The organism is Daejeonella lutea (assembly GCF_900168015.1).
GTDB classification, from domain to species: Bacteria; Bacteroidota; Bacteroidia; order Sphingobacteriales; family Sphingobacteriaceae; genus Daejeonella; species Daejeonella lutea.
Genome location: NZ_FUYR01000002.1, coordinates 813,272 through 831,049 on the forward strand (window position 1 = coordinate 813,272; position 17,778 = coordinate 831,049).

The window sequence follows — 17,778 nt, forward strand, 5'->3', positions numbered from 1 at the left end:
AATATATTTAGTTTTGGTTTAACACAGAGCAGCAACCATTGTTTTAACCCTGAAAATAAACTTGCGTTTATCCTTAATTTCCGGCTCTTTGATAAGTGATTTTACCACCTACTACAGTGGTAATAACTTTTACATCGCGGATCTTTTCAGGAGAAATTTTAGTAATATCATCATCCAGAATTACAAAATCAGCCAGTTTACCTTTCTTTAAAGTGCCCTTTTTATCTTCGTCAAAAGAAGCATAGGCAGCGCCGGACGTGTAAGCTTTCAATGCCTGTTCAACTGTTATCTTTTGCTCAGGCACCCATCCCTCAGGAGTTTTATCGTCAATAGTTCTCCTTGTTACGGCTGCGTAAATTCCTTCCAAGGGTGCCGGCGGAGCCACGAACCAGTCGCTTCCGAATGCTAGTACTGCTTTGTTATCTAACAGACTTTTAAATGCATAGGTTGTCTTAATCCGCTCAGGTCCGATATAGTTCTCTGCCCAGCGCCCATCATCGATTGCGTGGTAAGGTTGTACGCTAGCCACTAAATTTAATTTTGCAATTCGGGGGAAATCTACCGGAGCAATATGCTGGAAGTGTTCAATGCGAAATCGACGATCCTTTTTTCCGTTTTCTTTTTCAACGCGCTCAAAAATATCCAATAGTTCACGGATGGCTTTATCGCCAATAGAATGAATCAAAAGCTGTAAACCTGCTTTATCTGCAGATGATATTGAGCTATAGAGCTTTTCAGTGGTCGTCACCATGAAGCCGCTATCCGCCGGGGTATCTGAGAAAGCTTTTTGAAAGGCTGCGGTATGCGACCCGAGGGAACCATCAACAAAACCCTTCAAACCCCCGATTTTCAGGTAATTATCCCCGCGTCCATTTTTATCAACCTCCTCAGCTAGCTGCTTCCACGTTGAAAGAGGTACTGCCGCATATACGCGGGTTTTAAGGGTTTTATTTTGATGTGCACGTTTGAAAACCTCCAGATCGCCCCAGGTTCCCATATTCTGAATGGAAGTTACCCCCTTTTCTGCAACATAATCCATCGCCGCGTTGAGAGCCCGATCTTTAAGATCGTCTGAGGGCTCCGTGATATTTTTGTATATAAGCGCCATCGCATTATCTTTAAAGATTCCTGCAGGCATTCCATTTGGTTCGCGAGTTATTGTCCCCCCATCGACGTCTTTGGTGGACGCACTAATATTCGAGATTTTCATTGCTGCGGTATTTGCCAGACCCATATGTCCGTCAAGCCGCTGAACAAACACCGGATGATTCAGTGTTGCGGAATCAATCCAGGATGCTTTCGGAAGTTCCCCAACCCAAAGTGTATGATCCCAATCGCCTGCTATGATCCAGTTCCCTGCCGGTATGGTTTTAGCAAAATTGGAAATCCTTCGGATGAATTCATCTTTGGTTGTGGCATCACGAAGTTGAACCGACGAAAGACCAAAGCCACCATCAATAAAGTGAATATGTGCATCGTTGAATCCAGGGGTGATCATCTTTCCACCTGCATCAATAACTTTGGTACTGTCGCCAAATAATTTCTTTATTTCCGCTGTTGTTCCGACTTGAAGTATTTCTTCGCCCTGAACTGCCATGGCCTCTGCCCAGGGCTGATCCGGGTCGCCTGTCCAGATGTGTGCGTTAATAACTCCCATGGTCACAACCGACTGACCAGGACTTTTGCAACCCGTTGAGGAAAAAAATACGAAAATAGAAAGGACCAGATAATAAAAACCGGCTTTTTGTAATTGGCTAAGTGCTCCCATTTAATGCTTATTTCAAATAAATATAAGCAGAAGCACTAAGAAACAAAATACCGAAAAGGGGACTATATTTTTATCGTTTTATTCTTGATTTCCTGTTAAACAATTTTAGCTACCAAAAGCAATCAAGGCATTTTTGATTCGCCTGGTGGTTTCGACTTTGCCAAGAGAAGATGCAATGTCGAATACTGCCGGTCCAAATTTGCCGCCCACGAGCATGATCCGGAATGGAAGCATTACATCGCCAATTTTTAATCCACTTTGTTCAGCTAAGGCTTTGAATGAAACTTCAAGCTCCGCAGGGTTCCACTGGTCATCACTGAATGCAGAATAGTTTTCTATGAGTTTATTGAAATAATCTGTTTTTACCTCTGTCCATTTGGGTTTTACCGCATCGAGATCATAATGCCCCGGTACCTCGAAGAAAAACGATGCCTGCTCCCAGAAATCCTGCAGATATGTCATTCGATCCTTAACTAAACCGATCACCTGATCTAGATATGCTTCACTCTTTACGACTACCCCACGATTTTCCAGATCGTCCTGTATGTGATACCGAATAGCTGATACCTCCGCATTCTTAATATATTCATGACTGAACCATTTGGCTTTTTCTATATCAAACTTTGCACCCGACTTGCTTACCCTTTCAATGCTGAACTTCTCAACAAGCTCGTCAAGGTTGAAGATCTCCTGCTCAGTACCATCATTCCAGCCGAGTAAGGCAAGCATGTTTACAAAAGCTTGCGGTAGAAATCCCATTTCTCGAAATCCCTTAGTGATTTCGCCCGTTTTGGGGTCAGTCCAATTCATTGCGTATACCGGGAAACCCAGCCTGTCTCCATCCCGTTTACTCAATTTTCCATTGCCATCCGGCTTAAGGATAAGGGGAAGATGCACCCATTCAGGCATATCTTTCTTCCACCCGAGATATTCCCACAAAAGGATGTGAACTGGTGCCGAAGGCAGCCACTCTTCCCCACGGAATGCGTGGCTGATTTGCATAAGATAATCATCTACAACGACTGCCAGATGATAGGTTGGCATCCCATCTGCCTTGAGCAAAACTTTGTCATCAACCAGATCGGTTTCGAAGCTTACATGGCCGCGGATCATGTCATGGAAGTGAACGGTCTCGCCAGGTAACACTTTGATGCGAACTACATGGGGAACTCCCTGGCTGATCAGATCCGCTGTTTCAGCTTCTGAAAGGCTAAGTGAATTCCGCAGCTGACTCCTGTTCTCGTGCCCATATCGGAAGTTTGGAAATTTCTGTCTTTGTTCCTCCAGTTCTGCTGTGCTGTCAAAAGCATAATAGGCATAACCATCTTTTACTAACTGCTCTGCATATTTCCTGTAATTGTCTTTACGTTCACTCTGCCTGTAGGGAGCAAAAGGTCCGCCATTAACCGGACCTTCGTCAGGACTTAAGCCGCACCAGTTCAGGCAATCAATAATATATTGTTCTGCACCTTCTACGTAGCGATTCTGATCAGTATCTTCAATTCTGAGAACAAAATCTCCATTATGTTGTCGGGCAAATAAATAGTTAAACAAAACAGTTCTCACACCCCCAAGATGCAATCCACCTGTAGGACTTGGAGCAAATCGTACTCTTACTTTTTTGGTATTCTCAGACATGCGGTAAAGATAGGGATTACCAAAATATCCTATCACACTTTCCGTTTCCTTTTGTAATTTGCTTCCCTATGAATCCTTACGAACGTAAACGGCGGTGGAAATTTATATTACTCGCTTTTGCAGTGGTGATTGCAGGATCCTCGCTCTGGTATACCGACTATCTCGTGAGAAAAATTTCTGATGCTGAACGGACCAGAGCGCAACTTTGGGCTTTAAGTACAAGAAATATTATTGCAATGCCCGATGTAAATGATGAATACATCACATTTATATATAGCATGCGCGATAGTTTGACTGTACCGGCTATCGTTGCAGACTCAGCGGATAACATCATTACCTGGCGAGGCTTGGATAGTACCAAAACAGATTTGAAGGAGGATGCTCAAAGGAAATACGATCCAAAATATTTCGATTCGGAGCTCAAAAAGATGAAATATCAGCATCCGCAGCCGATAATCTTAGAGTTGGACTCTCGGAAGTGGTATGTATGGTATAAGGATTCAGTCTTGCTTACCCAATTAAAGGCCTTTCCTTATATACAATTATCAGTTATTGCGATATTTCTTCTTGTTGCATATGGAGTCTTCAGTTCGTCCAGAAAGTCCGAGCAGGACCAGGTTTGGGTGGGGCTGGCAAAAGAAACCGCTCACCAGCTTGGAACTCCAATATCATCTTTAATGGCCTGGGTTGAATTGCTTCGAACACGAGTGAATTCCGAAGACGACCCACTGATAATGGAAATGGAAAATGACGTGAAACGTTTGGAAACCGTTGCAGACCGTTTTTCAAAAATTGGCTCGAAGCCGATATTACACAACCACGTTGTTTATGACGTTGTGGAAGAATTTATAAACTATTACCGCGTGAGAGTAACTGATAAGATCGAATTCGTCCTTGCCGGCGACAATCAGGTTGAGGCATTGATTAATGTACCCTTGTTCGACTGGGTAATCGAGAATATTCTTAAGAACGCTGTTAACGCAATTGAGGGTCCTGGAATGATAAAAGTAGACATTCGGGAGAACCTTGTTAAAGAACAGGTATTTATCGATATATGTGATACTGGCTCGGGAATCCCAAGGTTGAAATTTGACACAATTTTTCAGCCGGGGTATACCACCCGCAAGCGCGGCTGGGGGCTTGGTTTGTCGTTAACCAAGAGAATAGTTGAAAACTATCATAAAGGACACATTTTTGTTAAGGATTCAGAAATTGGAAAAGGAACCACATTTCGCATTGTTTTAAAAAGTAATATGACCTATGAAGCGACCGAGAGCTGACGAATATGCAGCATTTTATGGAAAATACATCGATACCGTTAGCGACAACGTAATTGCTGAGCTTGAACACCAGGCCAACTCTTTTACAACGTTTTTAAAAGGTCTTACCCAAGACAAAGCTTCATATGCATATGCTGAGGGGAAATGGACTATTAAAGAACTTGTAGGGCATATTATCGATACGGAACGTATTATGGCTTATCGGCTGTTAACGATTGCGAGAAATGATCAAACTCCGTTACCGGGTTTTGAAGAAGATGACTATGTATTGAACGCTCGTTTTGCCGATCGAACATTAGATAGTCTTGCTGATGAATTTGCAATTGTTAGGAAGGCTAATATGTATTTGGTTAAATCGTTAAACGAAGATGAGATTGGCCGAGTAAGCAGTGCAAATGGATCGCCGATAAGTGTGCTTGCTTTGATCTACATTTTGGCGGGTCATTTGAATCACCACAGAAATATTATTGAAGAACGATACTTATGATCTGGTTCAGGGAGTATGATGTAGCGGAAATAAATGGCAGGCCTACAAATCATATTGGCGCCCTACTGGGAATTGAGTTTATGGAAATCGGTGAAGATTTCGTGACGGCTAGAATGCCAGTTAATGAACGCACACATCAGCCGTATGGGATACTGCATGGGGGTGCTTCTGTTGTGCTAGCTGAAACTCTTGGCAGTGTCGCTTCCAGTATGGTTATTGATTGGGAAAAATATATTGGAGTCGGACTTGAAGTGAATGCCAATCATCTTCGCCCTGTAAAATCGGGATATGTCACAGGAGTATGTAAATCAATTCATATTGGAGGTAAGACCCATGTGTGGGATATTAAAATTTACAACGATAAGGGAAAGATGAATTGTATAAGCAGGCTGACCGTAGCAATTGTGCCCAGACCTTGATAAATGAATATAGCCCGGACACGACCTGCGGGTCACAAGTAGCAAAAGTGTACTAACCAAACTTAATTTATCCGGAATTGACAGATAAAACCCTTATGAGAGCTTTCTTATTGGAGATGTTTTGCTCGGGTTGTTACTTTTGGATGGATATTATTGGAAAACTATGAATTCCAAAAAGTTAAAAAATATTTAGAACTTTTTTTATCTCTGTTGGTTTATTAATTAGAACCCCACAGGGGTTCGTTGTGATAAGGTTTAGGTTGGAGCCCCCGCATAAAAGCGGGGGTTTCTTATTTTAAGTGCTCAGCACTTTAGGACGATTACCATTGACCAATTGAATGATCTGGGCAATGATCATAACCAAAAGGCATCCAACTACATTTAACCATAAGAACGCCATTATATTAGCTTTCCAACAGGCAAAAACGATCACTTCGGTAATGATGGCTGCCCAAAATGTTGCGGAACCTCCAATCTTCTTGAGATAAAATGCCACAACGAATATGCCGAGGATCGTACCATAGAAAAGGGAACCGAGGATATTCACCGCTTCGATTAGGTTTCCCATTTTACTTGCATATAGCGCCATCAAGAGACAAAATATTCCCCAAATAATAGTTGACCATCGGGAAACTGACAGGTATTGCTCATCGCTGTCCCCGGTATTAATTAGTCGTTTATAAATATCAATTACAGTGGTTGAAGCGAGTGAGTTTAATGCTCCGGCAGTTGAGCCCATAGATGCCAGGAAAACAATTGCTATCAGCAAACCAATCAAACCTTGCGGAAGATATTTGGTTACGAAACTTAAAAAAACATAATTGTTGTCGTTCGTATCGGCATTTGGATCGTTTTTAATCATTAAGTCCATAGCCTCCTTGCGAATGGCTTTGGTTCTTTCGTCTGCGGCCTGCAGTAGTACCCTTTGTGAATTTATTGCTTTTTCATCATTAGCGTCAAGTGCCGCTTCAAGTCGGTCAACTTCGATCTGCTTATTTTTGAATGCTTCAGTGTAATCAGATTTTATTCGGGTGAGCTCGGGGGCATACTGACTTTTCTCCAGCTTGCTCAACTCGTATCTGTTAAAGAAAATTGGAGGCTGATGGTATTGGTAAAAAGCGAATACCAGTACTCCTATAAGCAGGATAAGAAATTGCATTGGAATTTTAACAAGTCCATTCATCAGAAGCCCAAGCCTGCTTTGACCAATTGATGACCCTGTCAAATACCGGCCAACTTGGCTTTGGTCAGTTCCGAAGTACGACAACTGAAGAAAAAATCCTCCGATTAAGCCGCTCCAAACAGTGTATTGGTTGTTCCAGTCAAAGGTAAAATCTATAGCGTTTGTGCGGCCCATTTTTCCGGCAATTTGCAGGGCTTTTCCAAATCCAACTGTTTCGGGGAGAAGTTTTACGACAACAACTCCAGCGATAAATAATCCAGAGAAGATAACACTCATCTGTAATAGCTGCGTGTAGGATACAGCCTTAGTACCTCCGTAAACCGTATAAAGGATCACAACACTTCCAATGAAAATGGTGGTGAATGTAGTATTAATATTAAGTACAGTAGATAGGATGATAGATGCTGCATAAATTGAAATACCCGTGGACAAACCTCTCTGTATCAGAAATAGAAATGCCGTTAAAGCTCTCGTTTTCAAATCGAAGCGAGATTCTAAAAACTCGTAGGCTGTGTAGATATTTAGCCGGTGAAAAATCGGAACAAATGTAATACACAGCACGATCATGGCAAGCGGCAAGCCGAAATAGAACTGGACAAAAGCCATCCCTGACGAGAAAGCTAGCCCCGGAGCAGATAGAAAAGTGATGGCACTAGCCTGGGTAGCCATTACCGATAAAGTGACGTAATACCATGGAAAAGATTTATTTCCAAGTAAAAAGCCGTCCATATTGTCGGTGCCCCTGCTCTTATAAACGCCGTAAATGACAATTATAAGGAGGGTTGTGAAGAGGACTACCCAATCAAGCCCACTCATTCAAAAATTTTCGTAAAGAAGTAAAAAAAAGAAATAAGAAGAACCAGCCAAACTACCAGCAGATAGTAGAACTGGTTCCAGGTTTTAGCAAAGGGAGGAAGTTCCTGATCAGGCTTCTTCACCTCTATTTACAACTACATTCATCCAGAAACCTGCTGTAAGAAGCCCCAGAATAGCCCCAAGAATCGTGTAGCCAACAGAACCGGTAACTAGCCATCCCGTTAAAACACCGCAGATCACAGCTGGGATAAGATAATATGAACTGTAACTTTTTTCAGCTTTATGATTTTCCATAATTTACTTCGTCTTGTTTTTTGTGATCAAATTTACAAATAATCTATATGCACCGGGTATTCCGGCAGGTAATTCCCTGAAAAATGCAAGAGATGTATAGACAAATCTCCCCTTTCCGTAATCCGCTACGATCAGTGCGCCATCATTAGGTTTCTCCCCTGGATCATTCGTCGATAAAATTCGGCTATATTTTGGGTCAGCGTCCGATGTAAAATAAAGCCCCCTTTCCTGAATCCAGCCTTCGAAATCTTTTTCGGTGATTCTGTTTGGATAATTCAATACATCGTGCTCTTTATCAAGCAATGTAATTTGAGCATTTTCATCAGTCACCCGATCCCGCGAAAGTCGGAAAGGGTATGGGCCGATATTTTGGATTTTTAAGGGGTTGTTAACGTTATATTGTACGACAAACGTTCCGCCATTATCAACATATTCCATCAGCTTAGGCTGGATGATATTTAAATGGTCGTTGATATTATATAGCCGTACACCAGCAATTATTGCGTCATACTCGGACAATTTGCTGGTCAGAATCTGGTTTTCAGAAAGTATTGTCACCTGATAACCGATTTGTTCAAGGGCTTCAGGGATAAGGTCTCCTGCTCCGGCAATATATCCTATCCGTTTACCCCCTGTAATGAGATCTATTCGTTCAACACGTGCCTCCGCTAGAGGGAAGATGGTTTGGAGTGGGATATGGTCATAAGAAATAACCTTATACCCTCTGTTAAAAATTTGTGTTCCAATATTTACACTTAGGCTAAGTGTACCACTTTCGATCCGCCCTAATGGGGTAATTGTAAATTGAATTGTTTTTTCTTCGGCACTGGAAATGAAGTCGAAGTTTATTTGTGCGGGTTTTACATCCCAACCTGGAGGGACTTTTGGAACGACTGTACCTCTTGTAGGGCTTGTGTTGAACGCCTTTAACTGCACCTGAATTGTTTTTGAAGCATTGCCGGTAAACACGAATGCCTTTTCCGTAATTGTTGCAGTAACAGGCGGAGCAATTACCAAAGGCTGATATATTTCCCCTCTTACCTGATCAGTATATTTGTAGACAACTGGCCTGGTATAGGTGATGTCTTTGCCATTAATATTAAAGGTAAAAGTAGTTTGCAATAATGGCGGATTCTCAGGATATCCGATTAGCGCTTCGTCGGGGATAGTATACATCCCGAGAGGATGTTCTTCTGCTAACCAGTAGGGGTTGGTTGTGCCTTCCTTACCCGACCCACTCTTGATGTTTTTAATTATGCCCTTTTTAAGAAGCGTATAAGAGTCTCCAGGATTTCCAGATTTAAGTTGGATAGGGGTGTCTGTCTGAACCAGGATTTGAGATGTAATGTTAACAATGGAATTTTGCGACTGGATTGGTTGCGATGAGCAGCTCTCAAACCATAACCCCGCTGCAGATGCGATCAATTCCTTCACATCCTGAACTTTTTGAGTTCTCCAGTGAGTATCTTTTAGTTTCTCCAGCGCCGTTAGAATACTTACAAGATTAGGCACTGATGCGGCCGGATTATCGATATTAAAATCGTGTTCAGCCATGTTAATCAGTTCTCCTATTCTTTCCCCACCCTCTACCCGTTTCCAATCTGAGATTATATCCTCGAAAAGGTCGATTCTTGCAGGTTGGCCAGCTACGGGAGCAAAATATTCGATTCCTTCACCGCGCTGCCGTGCACTCCCAAACCCCTGGCTTTTATGATTTGTTCTGCTTTCGGCTGCGATTTCGCCGTAGTCTTTCCCTAAAAGAGGATTAAATATCCCAATATCTAGTTTCAGTTGATCCTCGGAAGTGGTATTGTTACCCCCAAAGTTAGCTGTGTTCCATACAATACGTTTCGCCTGCCAAACCTCTACTTGTTTAAGCTGTTCGGGGAATCGTTTCGGATCCGCAGCAGCTGAAAATGCTTCCCTGGCAATAATCGCAGATGCGGAGTGCTGGCCATGCCCGGCCCTGGCATCCTCAGGAAATCGAGTAATGATTATGTCGGGGCGAAATTTGCGGATTACCCACACTGCGTCCTTAAGAATTAATTCTTTATCCCAGATTTTGAATGTTTCCTGGGGGTTTTTGGAGAAACCAAAATCAATTGCCCGGGTGAAAAACTGTTCGGCGCCATCGGTTCGCCGTGCAGCCAATAGCTCTTGTGTACGAATCAGGCCAAGTAATTCTGATTGTTCATTCCCTATGAGGTTTTGACCACCATCTCCACGTGTGAGAGACAGATATCCGGTTCTGAACTTTTTTTCTTTGGCCAGGTATGATAGCAACCTTGTATTTTCATCATCTGGGTGTGCAGCCAGGTAAAGTGCCGAACCAACAGTGTTCAACTTCTTAATGCCAAGTTTTATTTCAGCAGAATTTTGCTGAAGTGAAGTTTGAGCTGAAGTGAGAAGTGGAATTAATAGGAAGCAATAAAGTGTTGTCTGACGAAAGTTCATAATTGCTCAGGATAACAATCGAATGTACTTAAAAAACAATTCCAATATCAGATGACACAAAAAATTTACCTGTATAAAAGTCAAATAAAAAACGGTCAGATATTTGGTATCTGACCGTTTCCCCAAAAATTACAATTAAAAACTTGTAAATCCTTAAAGCTTTTATCCGCCAGTCAGAGTACAATCACTGCATGTCTGAAATGCGTTATACGATGAGTAAAATAAATTAGCTTCAAGGCTGATTAACCTTTATGTTATAAAAATACAAAATTTCATTATTTATCTCAAATAAGTTTTCCACATTTTTTTTCGGTGGAACCCACCTACTTTCTCCTCAAAAACTAACGTTATTTAGTCTTTAAAGTGGTTTCAAACAGTTTTAATATACGTTTGTATTCGTCGGTCCAGCTTGACGGTTCGGTGAACGCATGATCTTCAACTGGATAAACCGCGAGTTCCCAATTGTCTTTTTTTAGCTCAATGAGTCTTTGCGATAATCTGACAATGTCCTGAAAATTTACATTTACATCAACCATTCCATGTGCCATAAGAAGATTCCCTTTTAAGCCTTCGGCGAAATAAATCGGGGAACTTTTTTTGTAGGATTTTTCATCAGTGTACGGTTCATTTAATATATTGGATGTATAACCATGGTTATAATGTGCCCAGTCTGTGACAGATCTTAGGCCTGCGCCGGACTTAAATACCTCGGGTTCGGTAAATAAACCCATCAAGGTTATAAATCCTCCATAAGATCCGCCATATAATCCAACATTTGCAGGATTTACCCCGTACTTTTCAACCAATAGCTTAACAGCATCGACATGATCACTCAGATCTTTGCCACCCATATGACGATAAATCCCAGTTCGGTGGTCCCTACCATAGCCGGAACTGCCGGTATAATCAACATCAATAACTGTGTAGCCCATATCCGACAGTAAATTATTGAACATATATTCCCGGAAATACTGGCTCCACCAATAGTGAACATTTTGAAGATATCCTGCTCCATGTACAAACAGAACTGCTGGCTTGGATGGATCAGCTTTCTGCGGCTTATAAATTCTGGCATATACATCAGAACCGAAACGGTTTTTGAACGATACCAATTCAGGATCTTTCCACGGATAAGATTTAAATTCCTCGCTTAAGGAGTTTGTAATCTGTTCAGCCTTTGCGCCGGGCTTATTTTCCTGGAGGAATAGTTCCCAGGGTTTATTCGCATAAGAGTAGCGGATTGCCAGCCACTTCTCGTCAGGAGAGATGGAGACTTCATTTCCCCCTCTCATAGAAGTTATTTTAACCGGTTCACCACCAGCTACGGGTATTCGATAAAGATGCGTGATACCCGGATGTTCTATATTACCTGTAAAATAAAAACTTTTCTTATCATTCGATAGTCGTAGAGTTTGGACTTCAAATTTACCTGCAGTTAATTGCTTTTTTAGATTTGTGTTAACATTGACAGTGTATAGGTGAGAATAGCCACTTGCTTCGCTCTGAAAATAGAAGGTATTATTGTCGATCCAGCCGAGGCTACCACCATTAAACGAATTGATGCCCGGGCCGCCAATCCAAGCTTCATCGCGCTGACGGTCTAATAGAGACAACCTACCACTACCAGGATCAAGTTTCATGATCCATCGATCTTTGTTATCCAAGGAAGTAACCGTTACTACCGCGTTTGATCCGTCCGAATTCCAGAATGGGCCTGATATAGACACTTTCCTGTCTTCATTTTTTTTGGTGCGCTCTGCAAGCTGCTCAGGATAATCTTTTACATAATCAGGCAGATCTTTGATGCCGGGTATCTCTTTTGTGGAGATCAGGTAAATGGAATCCCTTGTAATATCATAAACATAGCTCTCAAAAGTTGGAAGCGTATTTCCCACTTTTGTTCTTCCATTGATATCCTCGGTGTAGCCGGAGGCCGTAACATAGTTTGGAACGATAATATTTTTGTTCCCCTCCGGATTTTTAGAAACTCTGAAGACGATATACCTTTCATCAGGACTTATTCTAATCGAATTGACTGTACTGCGTTCATCCAGATAAAATTCTTTCGGGCGTTTCACGGCGTCCTCTTTACTTTTTTTCTCGGCATTGTTCCGATCAGCATCTTTTTTCTTAATTATATCAAACTCGTTAAGCTGATCTTTTCTAAGCCACTCGTCCTGTTTAGTCACTGGCGCTGCTGGTCGGCTTCTGGTCCGGGTGAAGTTGCTTAACTGTATGAAGTTGCCCTTGTCAATCCCTACGCTATAGAGGTTATCTCCGCGCTGGAAAATTACTTTGCTTTCGTCTTTACTGAAGGCTGCATTAGCTTCACGTTCAACTGTTGTAACTAGTGCGGTTTCTAGTCCATTTAGGATGTTTTTTACAACAATGTCTCCGTTTCGTTCGAACAGGATTTTCGAACGGTCGCGTGAGTACGTAAGAGTACCCCGCTCCAGGTTTCTGCGAATGTCGTCTCCAACTTTCTCGGGATTTTTTTTCAGTGTAGATATCTGGAAAAGACCATCATTCTCCATCTTTTGGGGATTCCAATTGAAGTAAATGGTCTTGCTGTTTTCATCCCATTGGATGTTAGTAGGTGCAACACCCATCCATTTAGGGTCACGCATGATTTTGTCCACTGTTAACGGTCCCAATTGCTGAGCGAAAACAGCAGCACTACTTAACAGGAAAAAAACAACTAAGAGTCTTTTCATAATCTTATTTATGGTTATAAACTAAATTCTGCTTTGAAACGAAGGATATTATCTCTTTCGAGGATATAAAAAAATTTTTTCTTGTCGGCACTAAATTGAAGGGTCCAACGATTGCCAGCAGCGGCCGGGATAAGCGCCGCAGTAAATTTATCAGCCGGAAAGTACTGGGTTAGGTCACTGCTCAGGATTTTGTCGGCCGTCCCTCCATAATTAGTTATAGTATCTGGCTTCCCATCTTCATGTCGGTGATCGTGTTTTAATTCCAGTCCGTCAGGCGTCTTGCGTAAGACCCACGTGCGCGATCTGTTTTCGCCGACTATAAATGGCATTCTTATCTCGTTGTTTACTTTAGATACTGTAAACTGTAGGTTTTTGCCCCAGAAATCGTTTTTTGTGACAGTATCGGGCATGTAAATAACCCTGCCATGAAACGTTTTTCCTTTCCTGGATTTAAGTTCATTGAAAAACGTTTTATTTGCCTGAGCCAGGCTATTCGTGCCTAGAAGCAGCAAAATAATTGTTAAATATTTAATTGCCATAAAGCTGGTTAAAAAGCAATTTAAAAGTTCCATGAGTTTGAGCCCTGAAAGTAATTTCCGGACCAAAGGCATACAACTTGCCTCTGCCGATAGGTGCTTCGAAGGCGGTCACGCCATCCTGTAAATATTCTTGTCCCCATGCCCAACCGCTGCGTAGCGATTTAGCTTCAGAAAACCACATAAGAGGTTTGATCGTGCCTTTCGTTATTGCGTCAGTTTGGACGCGGAAAACCGGGCTGTTATCAAAATAAACATCAGCCTGTTCAGGCATACCCCAGGCTGCTGGCTGAGAATTATCAACTTTGACTTTTAATACGCTGCCAGGCACATAATACTTTTCAGGAGCCAATCTTATATCCTTACCGTTCGTGCCAATTTCAACCAAATGATTCTTAACCGGCAAGCCAAGGTGGTAGGCAATGTTAGTGCTGCTACCAATGGTGACGATTTTACCGCCATTCTCCATGAATTTCTTAATTTGTGGTATGGATTTGTCGGCAGTTATACGACCAGTTTGCTTTTTATATTCTTCAGGAATATTCTCCAAATTTGGCACAGACCCAGCCGTACTAACAAGCTGGGGGTTATAAGCCGGAATTGCTCCAGTGACGAAAATTATTACATCATATTTAGAATTTAGATCACCGGCGTCGATCTCCTGAGGATATAAGATCGAAGCTTTGAAATTATATTGCTCCATCAGAAATCTTACCCATCCGGCCGACATAGAGCCACCGTACGTATCCCATAATGCAATACGAAGGCCTGAAATCTTTGTCGTATTTCGGGGTGTTGCTGAAGCACTTCTTACTTCCAGACCCGGACTCGCAATTTGACTTTTAAGGATAACTTTGCTCTTTTCAGTGGATGGTATGTAGAAATCGCCCGCTTCTGATCCGCTGTTAATTCGTGAAACAATCTGTCCTGCATTCAGCAGCTCGTTCACAGCTTTGAAAGCATTATTAGACTGGCCATTTATAAAATATCCATTGGCAGCGGCCAGGAGCTTTATTTCAAGCTTTTGTAGTTCGCCATAAGGTAAACGCTGGAACGGGCCCTGAAAATCATCCAGGATGCGATCAAATCTAACATTCATTAAATAAGCGAGTGTCCAGCCTGCAGCATCATATGGGGCTACAGGCGGACCGCCTTCGTATTTAAAATCGTTAGGGTGATCCTGCGGTTCAAACATATCAATAACATGAGGCCTGAATGCCTGGGCAGTTTTAATCACATATGAACCTTTAGGATAATTCTTGCCTGCAACCGTAAAATTATCAGTCGCTCTGTGAACAAGCACACCTGTCCTTATCAAAGCATTCACAAACTTAATGGCTGTTGGAAAATCATCTTGATTTGCAGAGATTATATATCCCCGGGGGTCACGGTTTTTTTTATCAAGCATGACGCTGTCGTAATATCTGGTTGGCAACTGCGTTGGGGTACGTGCCATTTTGGATTCTTTCTGGTACGCAAGATTAATCGCATCGATTTTACTTGGAGACAGAGCCCAATAATCCTTGCTGCCACGATCTATGGAATTTTTTCCCATACGATAGATATTGAACAGCAGTTCATCCCGATATCGTTGTGCATAGTTTAATACGGCATAATTCATGGACACGGAATAATCAATTGACTGTCGGAAATGCCATTTTTGAGGCGTTACTGGGAAAGTTGTTCCTCCGTTTGGTATCAGACGGTAGGGGACTAATGGAATTTCCGAGGGAGTTGGGCCGCCAACAGTTTCCGTGAGAAGTCCGATAATATTATGGAAATATGTAGTTGTCCGTAATCCGCCATTATACCAAGTTGAATAAACAGAACCATATTTTTGCGTGTAACCGGGTTTGTTTTCAGCATTGAGTCTGTTGTTCATAGCTGCACCCAGCGCATCAATGCTTGTCATGATAATAGGATCGAAAACATAGTTAAACGGATCGCGGTACGGCGCCCCAGCCACTATTGATCCGGGAGGGCCAGCCTGATGGTGGTTGTACATGATCTGTGGCAACCATTCAATAAATAATTGATTCGCGATATTCTGGCTTTCTTTGAGGTTAAGCATAAAGAAGTCACGGTTATTATCGTGACCAGCATATTTTTCATACAAACGAGGAAGTCCCTGCAGACTTCGTTTTGCAGGTTCCTTCTCCCTTAAATACCAATTGCTAACAAGCTCATGTCCGTCCGGATTAGCGTGTGTCATTAAAATAATTGTATTTTCTAGAATTCGCATTGTTTCGGCATCGGTTCTGTTTGTCAATTGCCACGCAGTTTCGATGAGCTGATGAATTCCTAAGGTTTCAGTGGCATGCAATCCGCCATCGATCCAAACCACGGCCTTGCCCTCATCCGACAGCGCTTTTGCCTCCTGTTCGCTCAGTCCTTCTGCATGAGCTAGTTTTTGAGAAATCTCTTTATACCGTGCTAGTTTTTTTAAGTTTTCAGGAGAGGAAATGATCAGCATATACTGTGATCTTCCTTCTTCGGTCTTGCCAATTTCTACCAAATCAACGCGATCACTTGCGGCGAGTTTTTTGAAATACGCCTCAGTCTGTGTGTTTGTAGTCAGCTGATAATCATCACCAATATCAAATCCGAAATGTTCTTTAGGTGAAACTTGTGAGTACACGCTGTTTATAAGGAATAAACACGCGATAAAAGAGTAAAATTTAAGCATAGCTATAGGTTAGTTGGATGCAAGATAAGATAGAAATGAGTGAGAACAAAGCGCACGGAGCAAAGAACGGGTAATTGCTCATTATGAATGACTCTGGTAACTATCATTGTACGTGTCAGCCTTTGTTCCGTGTTCTTTACTCGATTTTACTAACTTCATCACAAAACCACAATATATCTGTTAATCCACCATGACCCCTTACGAACAGCAAGCCTATCGCGATCTTGAAATTTGGAAGCTGAAAATCAGGAAAAAGCCATCCTTGTTTAATTATGCTGCAAAAAGTCTCCAAAACAGGATCAATAAATGGATTCCTGAGAGGGTTCATCACGCAATTACCGTAGCAATTGAAAAAATGGTGAAGGCAGTGCTTTTTGGTGCAAAACACACAACCAAAGAGCCCCGGAAAGATAGTTCTTTACAGCTCAGGGAGGCATTGGTCAGGGAACGTATAGAATTTTACAGAAAAGCCGCTTCGGCGGAAGGCGCAGTGACGGGAGCAGGCGGAATACTTCTTGGACTCGCTGATTTCCCGCTTCTCATCGGGATTAAAGTTAAGCTCCTGTTTGATATCGCCTCGATTTACGGTCACGATGTGAAAAATTATAAGGAGAGACTTTACATTCTCCATGTTTTTCAACTAGCGTTTTCAAGTCAGCAGGGTCGAAACGAAGTTTTTAAGCAAATGGAAAACTGGGAGTACTATCAGCGTACCCTGCCGGACGACGTGGATGAATTTGATTGGCGAACTTTTCAGCAGGAATACAGAGATTACATCGATCTCGCAAAGATGGCTCAGTTGATTCCTGTTATCGGAGCCGCTGTTGGTGCAATTGTCAACTATAAATTGATCAATAAACTGGGCGAAACGGCGATCAACTGCTATAGGATGAGAAAAATTAGTTCATTAAGGATAGTAAAGCACTAATTCGGCAAAAATTTATCGCCTTGCCTAAGCTTTAAAATAATTTCTCATTGGGAGGTTTGATCCCTTTTAACCTCAGATAAATAGTTGCCTGTGCCCGGTGATGAGTTTGATGCTCAAAAGCTTTATTGAGCCAGCCATATTGGGTAGCATCATAATTTCCACGTCGGACAATATTGCTAAGTCTTGAGGCATCAAGATTTTTGATGGATTCGATGGCAAAATCGTAGGCCTGCATTACCACCTGAGTCAATGCAGATTTTGTCTTTAATTCATCCATTTTCTCAAGAGCTTTTCCTTGAAATATTGGCGTAGCACCAGTGCCACTAACAATTAGTCCTATTGTGCCCTGGGACATATGCAGCATTTGTTCAGAAAAACTTCTCACATCCGGCGTTGGTTTGAAGCCCATTCCTTCTTCCGGCATAGCATCCAGATATTCTTTGGTATAAACTTTTGCCCGTTCCCAGTCTGCGATCATATGTCCCTTGATCATTTCATCCGTCATACCCTGTCCAAAAAGCGAACTGCTAAATATAATTGCTCCGCAAATACATAATATATATCTCATGCTCTTC

At 42.1% G+C, this 17,778-nt stretch carries 13 protein-coding genes; 4 read left to right on the forward strand and 9 right to left on the reverse strand.

The window, feature by feature from the left end; all coding sequences use genetic code 11:
- Positions 1-73: 73 nt before the first annotated feature.
- Complete coding sequence (locus B5X60_RS12730; protein ID WP_079703064.1) at positions 74-1,768, reverse strand: amidohydrolase; 1,695 nt, start codon at positions 1,766-1,768, stop codon at positions 74-76.
- A 105-nt stretch (positions 1,769-1,873) separates the two neighbouring features.
- Complete coding sequence (gltX, locus tag B5X60_RS12735) at positions 1,874-3,406, reverse strand: glutamate--tRNA ligase (RefSeq protein WP_079703065.1); 1,533 nt, start codon at positions 3,404-3,406, stop codon at positions 1,874-1,876.
- 68 nt (positions 3,407-3,474) lie between these two features.
- Between gltX and B5X60_RS12740 the strand changes: the two genes are divergently transcribed.
- Genes B5X60_RS12740 through B5X60_RS12750 form a run of 3 tightly spaced genes read left to right on the forward strand, consistent with a single transcriptional unit; the run spans position 3,475 to position 5,592 of the window.
- Positions 3,475-4,686, forward strand: coding sequence for a sensor histidine kinase (locus B5X60_RS12740; RefSeq protein ID WP_079703066.1), 1,212 nt, complete (start codon positions 3,475-3,477; stop codon positions 4,684-4,686).
- A complete protein-coding gene (locus tag B5X60_RS12745) occupies positions 4,667-5,173 on the forward strand; it encodes a DinB family protein (protein ID WP_079703067.1) in 507 nt (168 codons plus the stop codon). Before B5X60_RS12740 ends, B5X60_RS12745 begins: the two co-directional genes overlap by 20 nt.
- Entirely contained in the window at positions 5,170-5,592 is a 423-nt protein-coding gene (locus B5X60_RS12750; protein ID WP_079703068.1) for a hotdog fold thioesterase, read from the forward strand. Before B5X60_RS12745 ends, B5X60_RS12750 begins: the two co-directional genes overlap by 4 nt.
- Positions 5,593-5,887: 295 nt before the next feature.
- Here B5X60_RS12750 and B5X60_RS12755 read toward each other — a convergent pair whose 3' ends face one another.
- From B5X60_RS12755 to B5X60_RS12780, 6 genes are all read right to left on the reverse strand, one after another.
- Positions 5,888-7,591 (reverse strand): sodium:solute symporter, encoded by a 1,704-nt coding sequence (locus B5X60_RS12755; protein ID WP_079703069.1) that lies wholly within the window; start codon positions 7,589-7,591, stop codon positions 5,888-5,890.
- A 108-nt stretch (positions 7,592-7,699) separates the two neighbouring features.
- Positions 7,700-7,885 (reverse strand): hypothetical protein, encoded by a 186-nt coding sequence (locus tag B5X60_RS12760; protein ID WP_079703070.1) that lies wholly within the window; start codon positions 7,883-7,885, stop codon positions 7,700-7,702.
- A gap of 3 nt (positions 7,886-7,888) precedes the next feature.
- A complete protein-coding gene (locus B5X60_RS12765) occupies positions 7,889-10,339 on the reverse strand; it encodes a PIG-L family deacetylase (protein ID WP_079703071.1) in 2,451 nt (816 codons plus the stop codon).
- A 347-nt stretch (positions 10,340-10,686) separates the two neighbouring features.
- Entirely contained in the window at positions 10,687-13,053 is a 2,367-nt protein-coding gene (locus B5X60_RS12770) for a S9 family peptidase (RefSeq protein ID WP_079703072.1), read from the reverse strand.
- Between the two features lie 14 nt (positions 13,054-13,067).
- On the reverse strand, positions 13,068-13,592 hold the full coding sequence (locus B5X60_RS12775; RefSeq protein WP_079703073.1) for a hypothetical protein: 525 nt from the start codon (positions 13,590-13,592) through the stop codon (positions 13,068-13,070).
- Positions 13,582-16,275 (reverse strand): M14 family metallopeptidase, encoded by a 2,694-nt coding sequence (locus tag B5X60_RS12780; RefSeq protein ID WP_079703074.1) that lies wholly within the window; start codon positions 16,273-16,275, stop codon positions 13,582-13,584. Before B5X60_RS12780 ends, B5X60_RS12775 begins: the two co-directional genes overlap by 11 nt.
- A 190-nt stretch (positions 16,276-16,465) precedes the next feature.
- Here B5X60_RS12780 and B5X60_RS12785 point away from each other — a divergent pair, with 190 nt between their 5' ends.
- Positions 16,466-17,203: an EcsC family protein gene (locus B5X60_RS12785; RefSeq protein ID WP_079703075.1), complete on the forward strand. Its 738-nt coding sequence runs from the start codon at positions 16,466-16,468 to the stop codon at positions 17,201-17,203.
- A gap of 31 nt (positions 17,204-17,234) precedes the next feature.
- Here the strand turns inward: B5X60_RS12785 and B5X60_RS12790 are convergent, their stop codons facing one another.
- Positions 17,235-17,771 carry a DinB family protein gene (locus B5X60_RS12790; RefSeq protein ID WP_170878448.1) on the reverse strand — a complete coding sequence of 179 codons (537 nt, stop codon included), beginning with the start codon at positions 17,769-17,771 and terminating at the stop codon, positions 17,235-17,237.
- Positions 17,772-17,778 lie beyond the last annotated feature (7 nt).

What these genes read in the sequence shown, in the direction of transcription:
- B5X60_RS12745 (WP_079703067.1), top strand. Translation starts at nt 4,667, where the DNA reads ATGAAGCGACCGAGAGCTGACGAATATGCAGCATTTTATGGAAAATAC.
- B5X60_RS12770 (WP_079703072.1), bottom strand. Translation starts at nt 13,053, where the DNA reads ATGAAAAGACTCTTAGTTGTTTTTTTCCTGTTAAGTAGTGCTGCTGTT.
- B5X60_RS12760 (WP_079703070.1), bottom strand. Translation starts at nt 7,885, where the DNA reads ATGGAAAATCATAAAGCTGAAAAAAGTTACAGTTCATATTATCTTATC.
- B5X60_RS12740 (WP_079703066.1), top strand. Translation starts at nt 3,475, where the DNA reads ATGAATCCTTACGAACGTAAACGGCGGTGGAAATTTATATTACTCGCT.
- B5X60_RS12730 (WP_079703064.1), bottom strand. Translation starts at nt 1,768, where the DNA reads ATGGGAGCACTTAGCCAATTACAAAAAGCCGGTTTTTATTATCTGGTC.
- B5X60_RS12775 (WP_079703073.1), bottom strand. Translation starts at nt 13,592, where the DNA reads ATGGCAATTAAATATTTAACAATTATTTTGCTGCTTCTAGGCACGAAT.
- B5X60_RS12785 (WP_079703075.1), top strand. Translation starts at nt 16,466, where the DNA reads ATGACCCCTTACGAACAGCAAGCCTATCGCGATCTTGAAATTTGGAAG.
- B5X60_RS12750 (WP_079703068.1), top strand. Translation starts at nt 5,170, where the DNA reads ATGATCTGGTTCAGGGAGTATGATGTAGCGGAAATAAATGGCAGGCCT.
- B5X60_RS12755 (WP_079703069.1), bottom strand. Translation starts at nt 7,591, where the DNA reads ATGAGTGGGCTTGATTGGGTAGTCCTCTTCACAACCCTCCTTATAATT.
- gltX (WP_079703065.1), bottom strand. Translation starts at nt 3,406, where the DNA reads ATGTCTGAGAATACCAAAAAAGTAAGAGTACGATTTGCTCCAAGTCCT.
- B5X60_RS12780 (WP_079703074.1), bottom strand. Translation starts at nt 16,275, where the DNA reads ATGCTTAAATTTTACTCTTTTATCGCGTGTTTATTCCTTATAAACAGC.
- B5X60_RS12790 (WP_170878448.1), bottom strand. Translation starts at nt 17,771, where the DNA reads ATGAGATATATATTATGTATTTGCGGAGCAATTATATTTAGCAGTTCG.
- B5X60_RS12765 (WP_079703071.1), bottom strand. Translation starts at nt 10,339, where the DNA reads ATGAACTTTCGTCAGACAACACTTTATTGCTTCCTATTAATTCCACTT.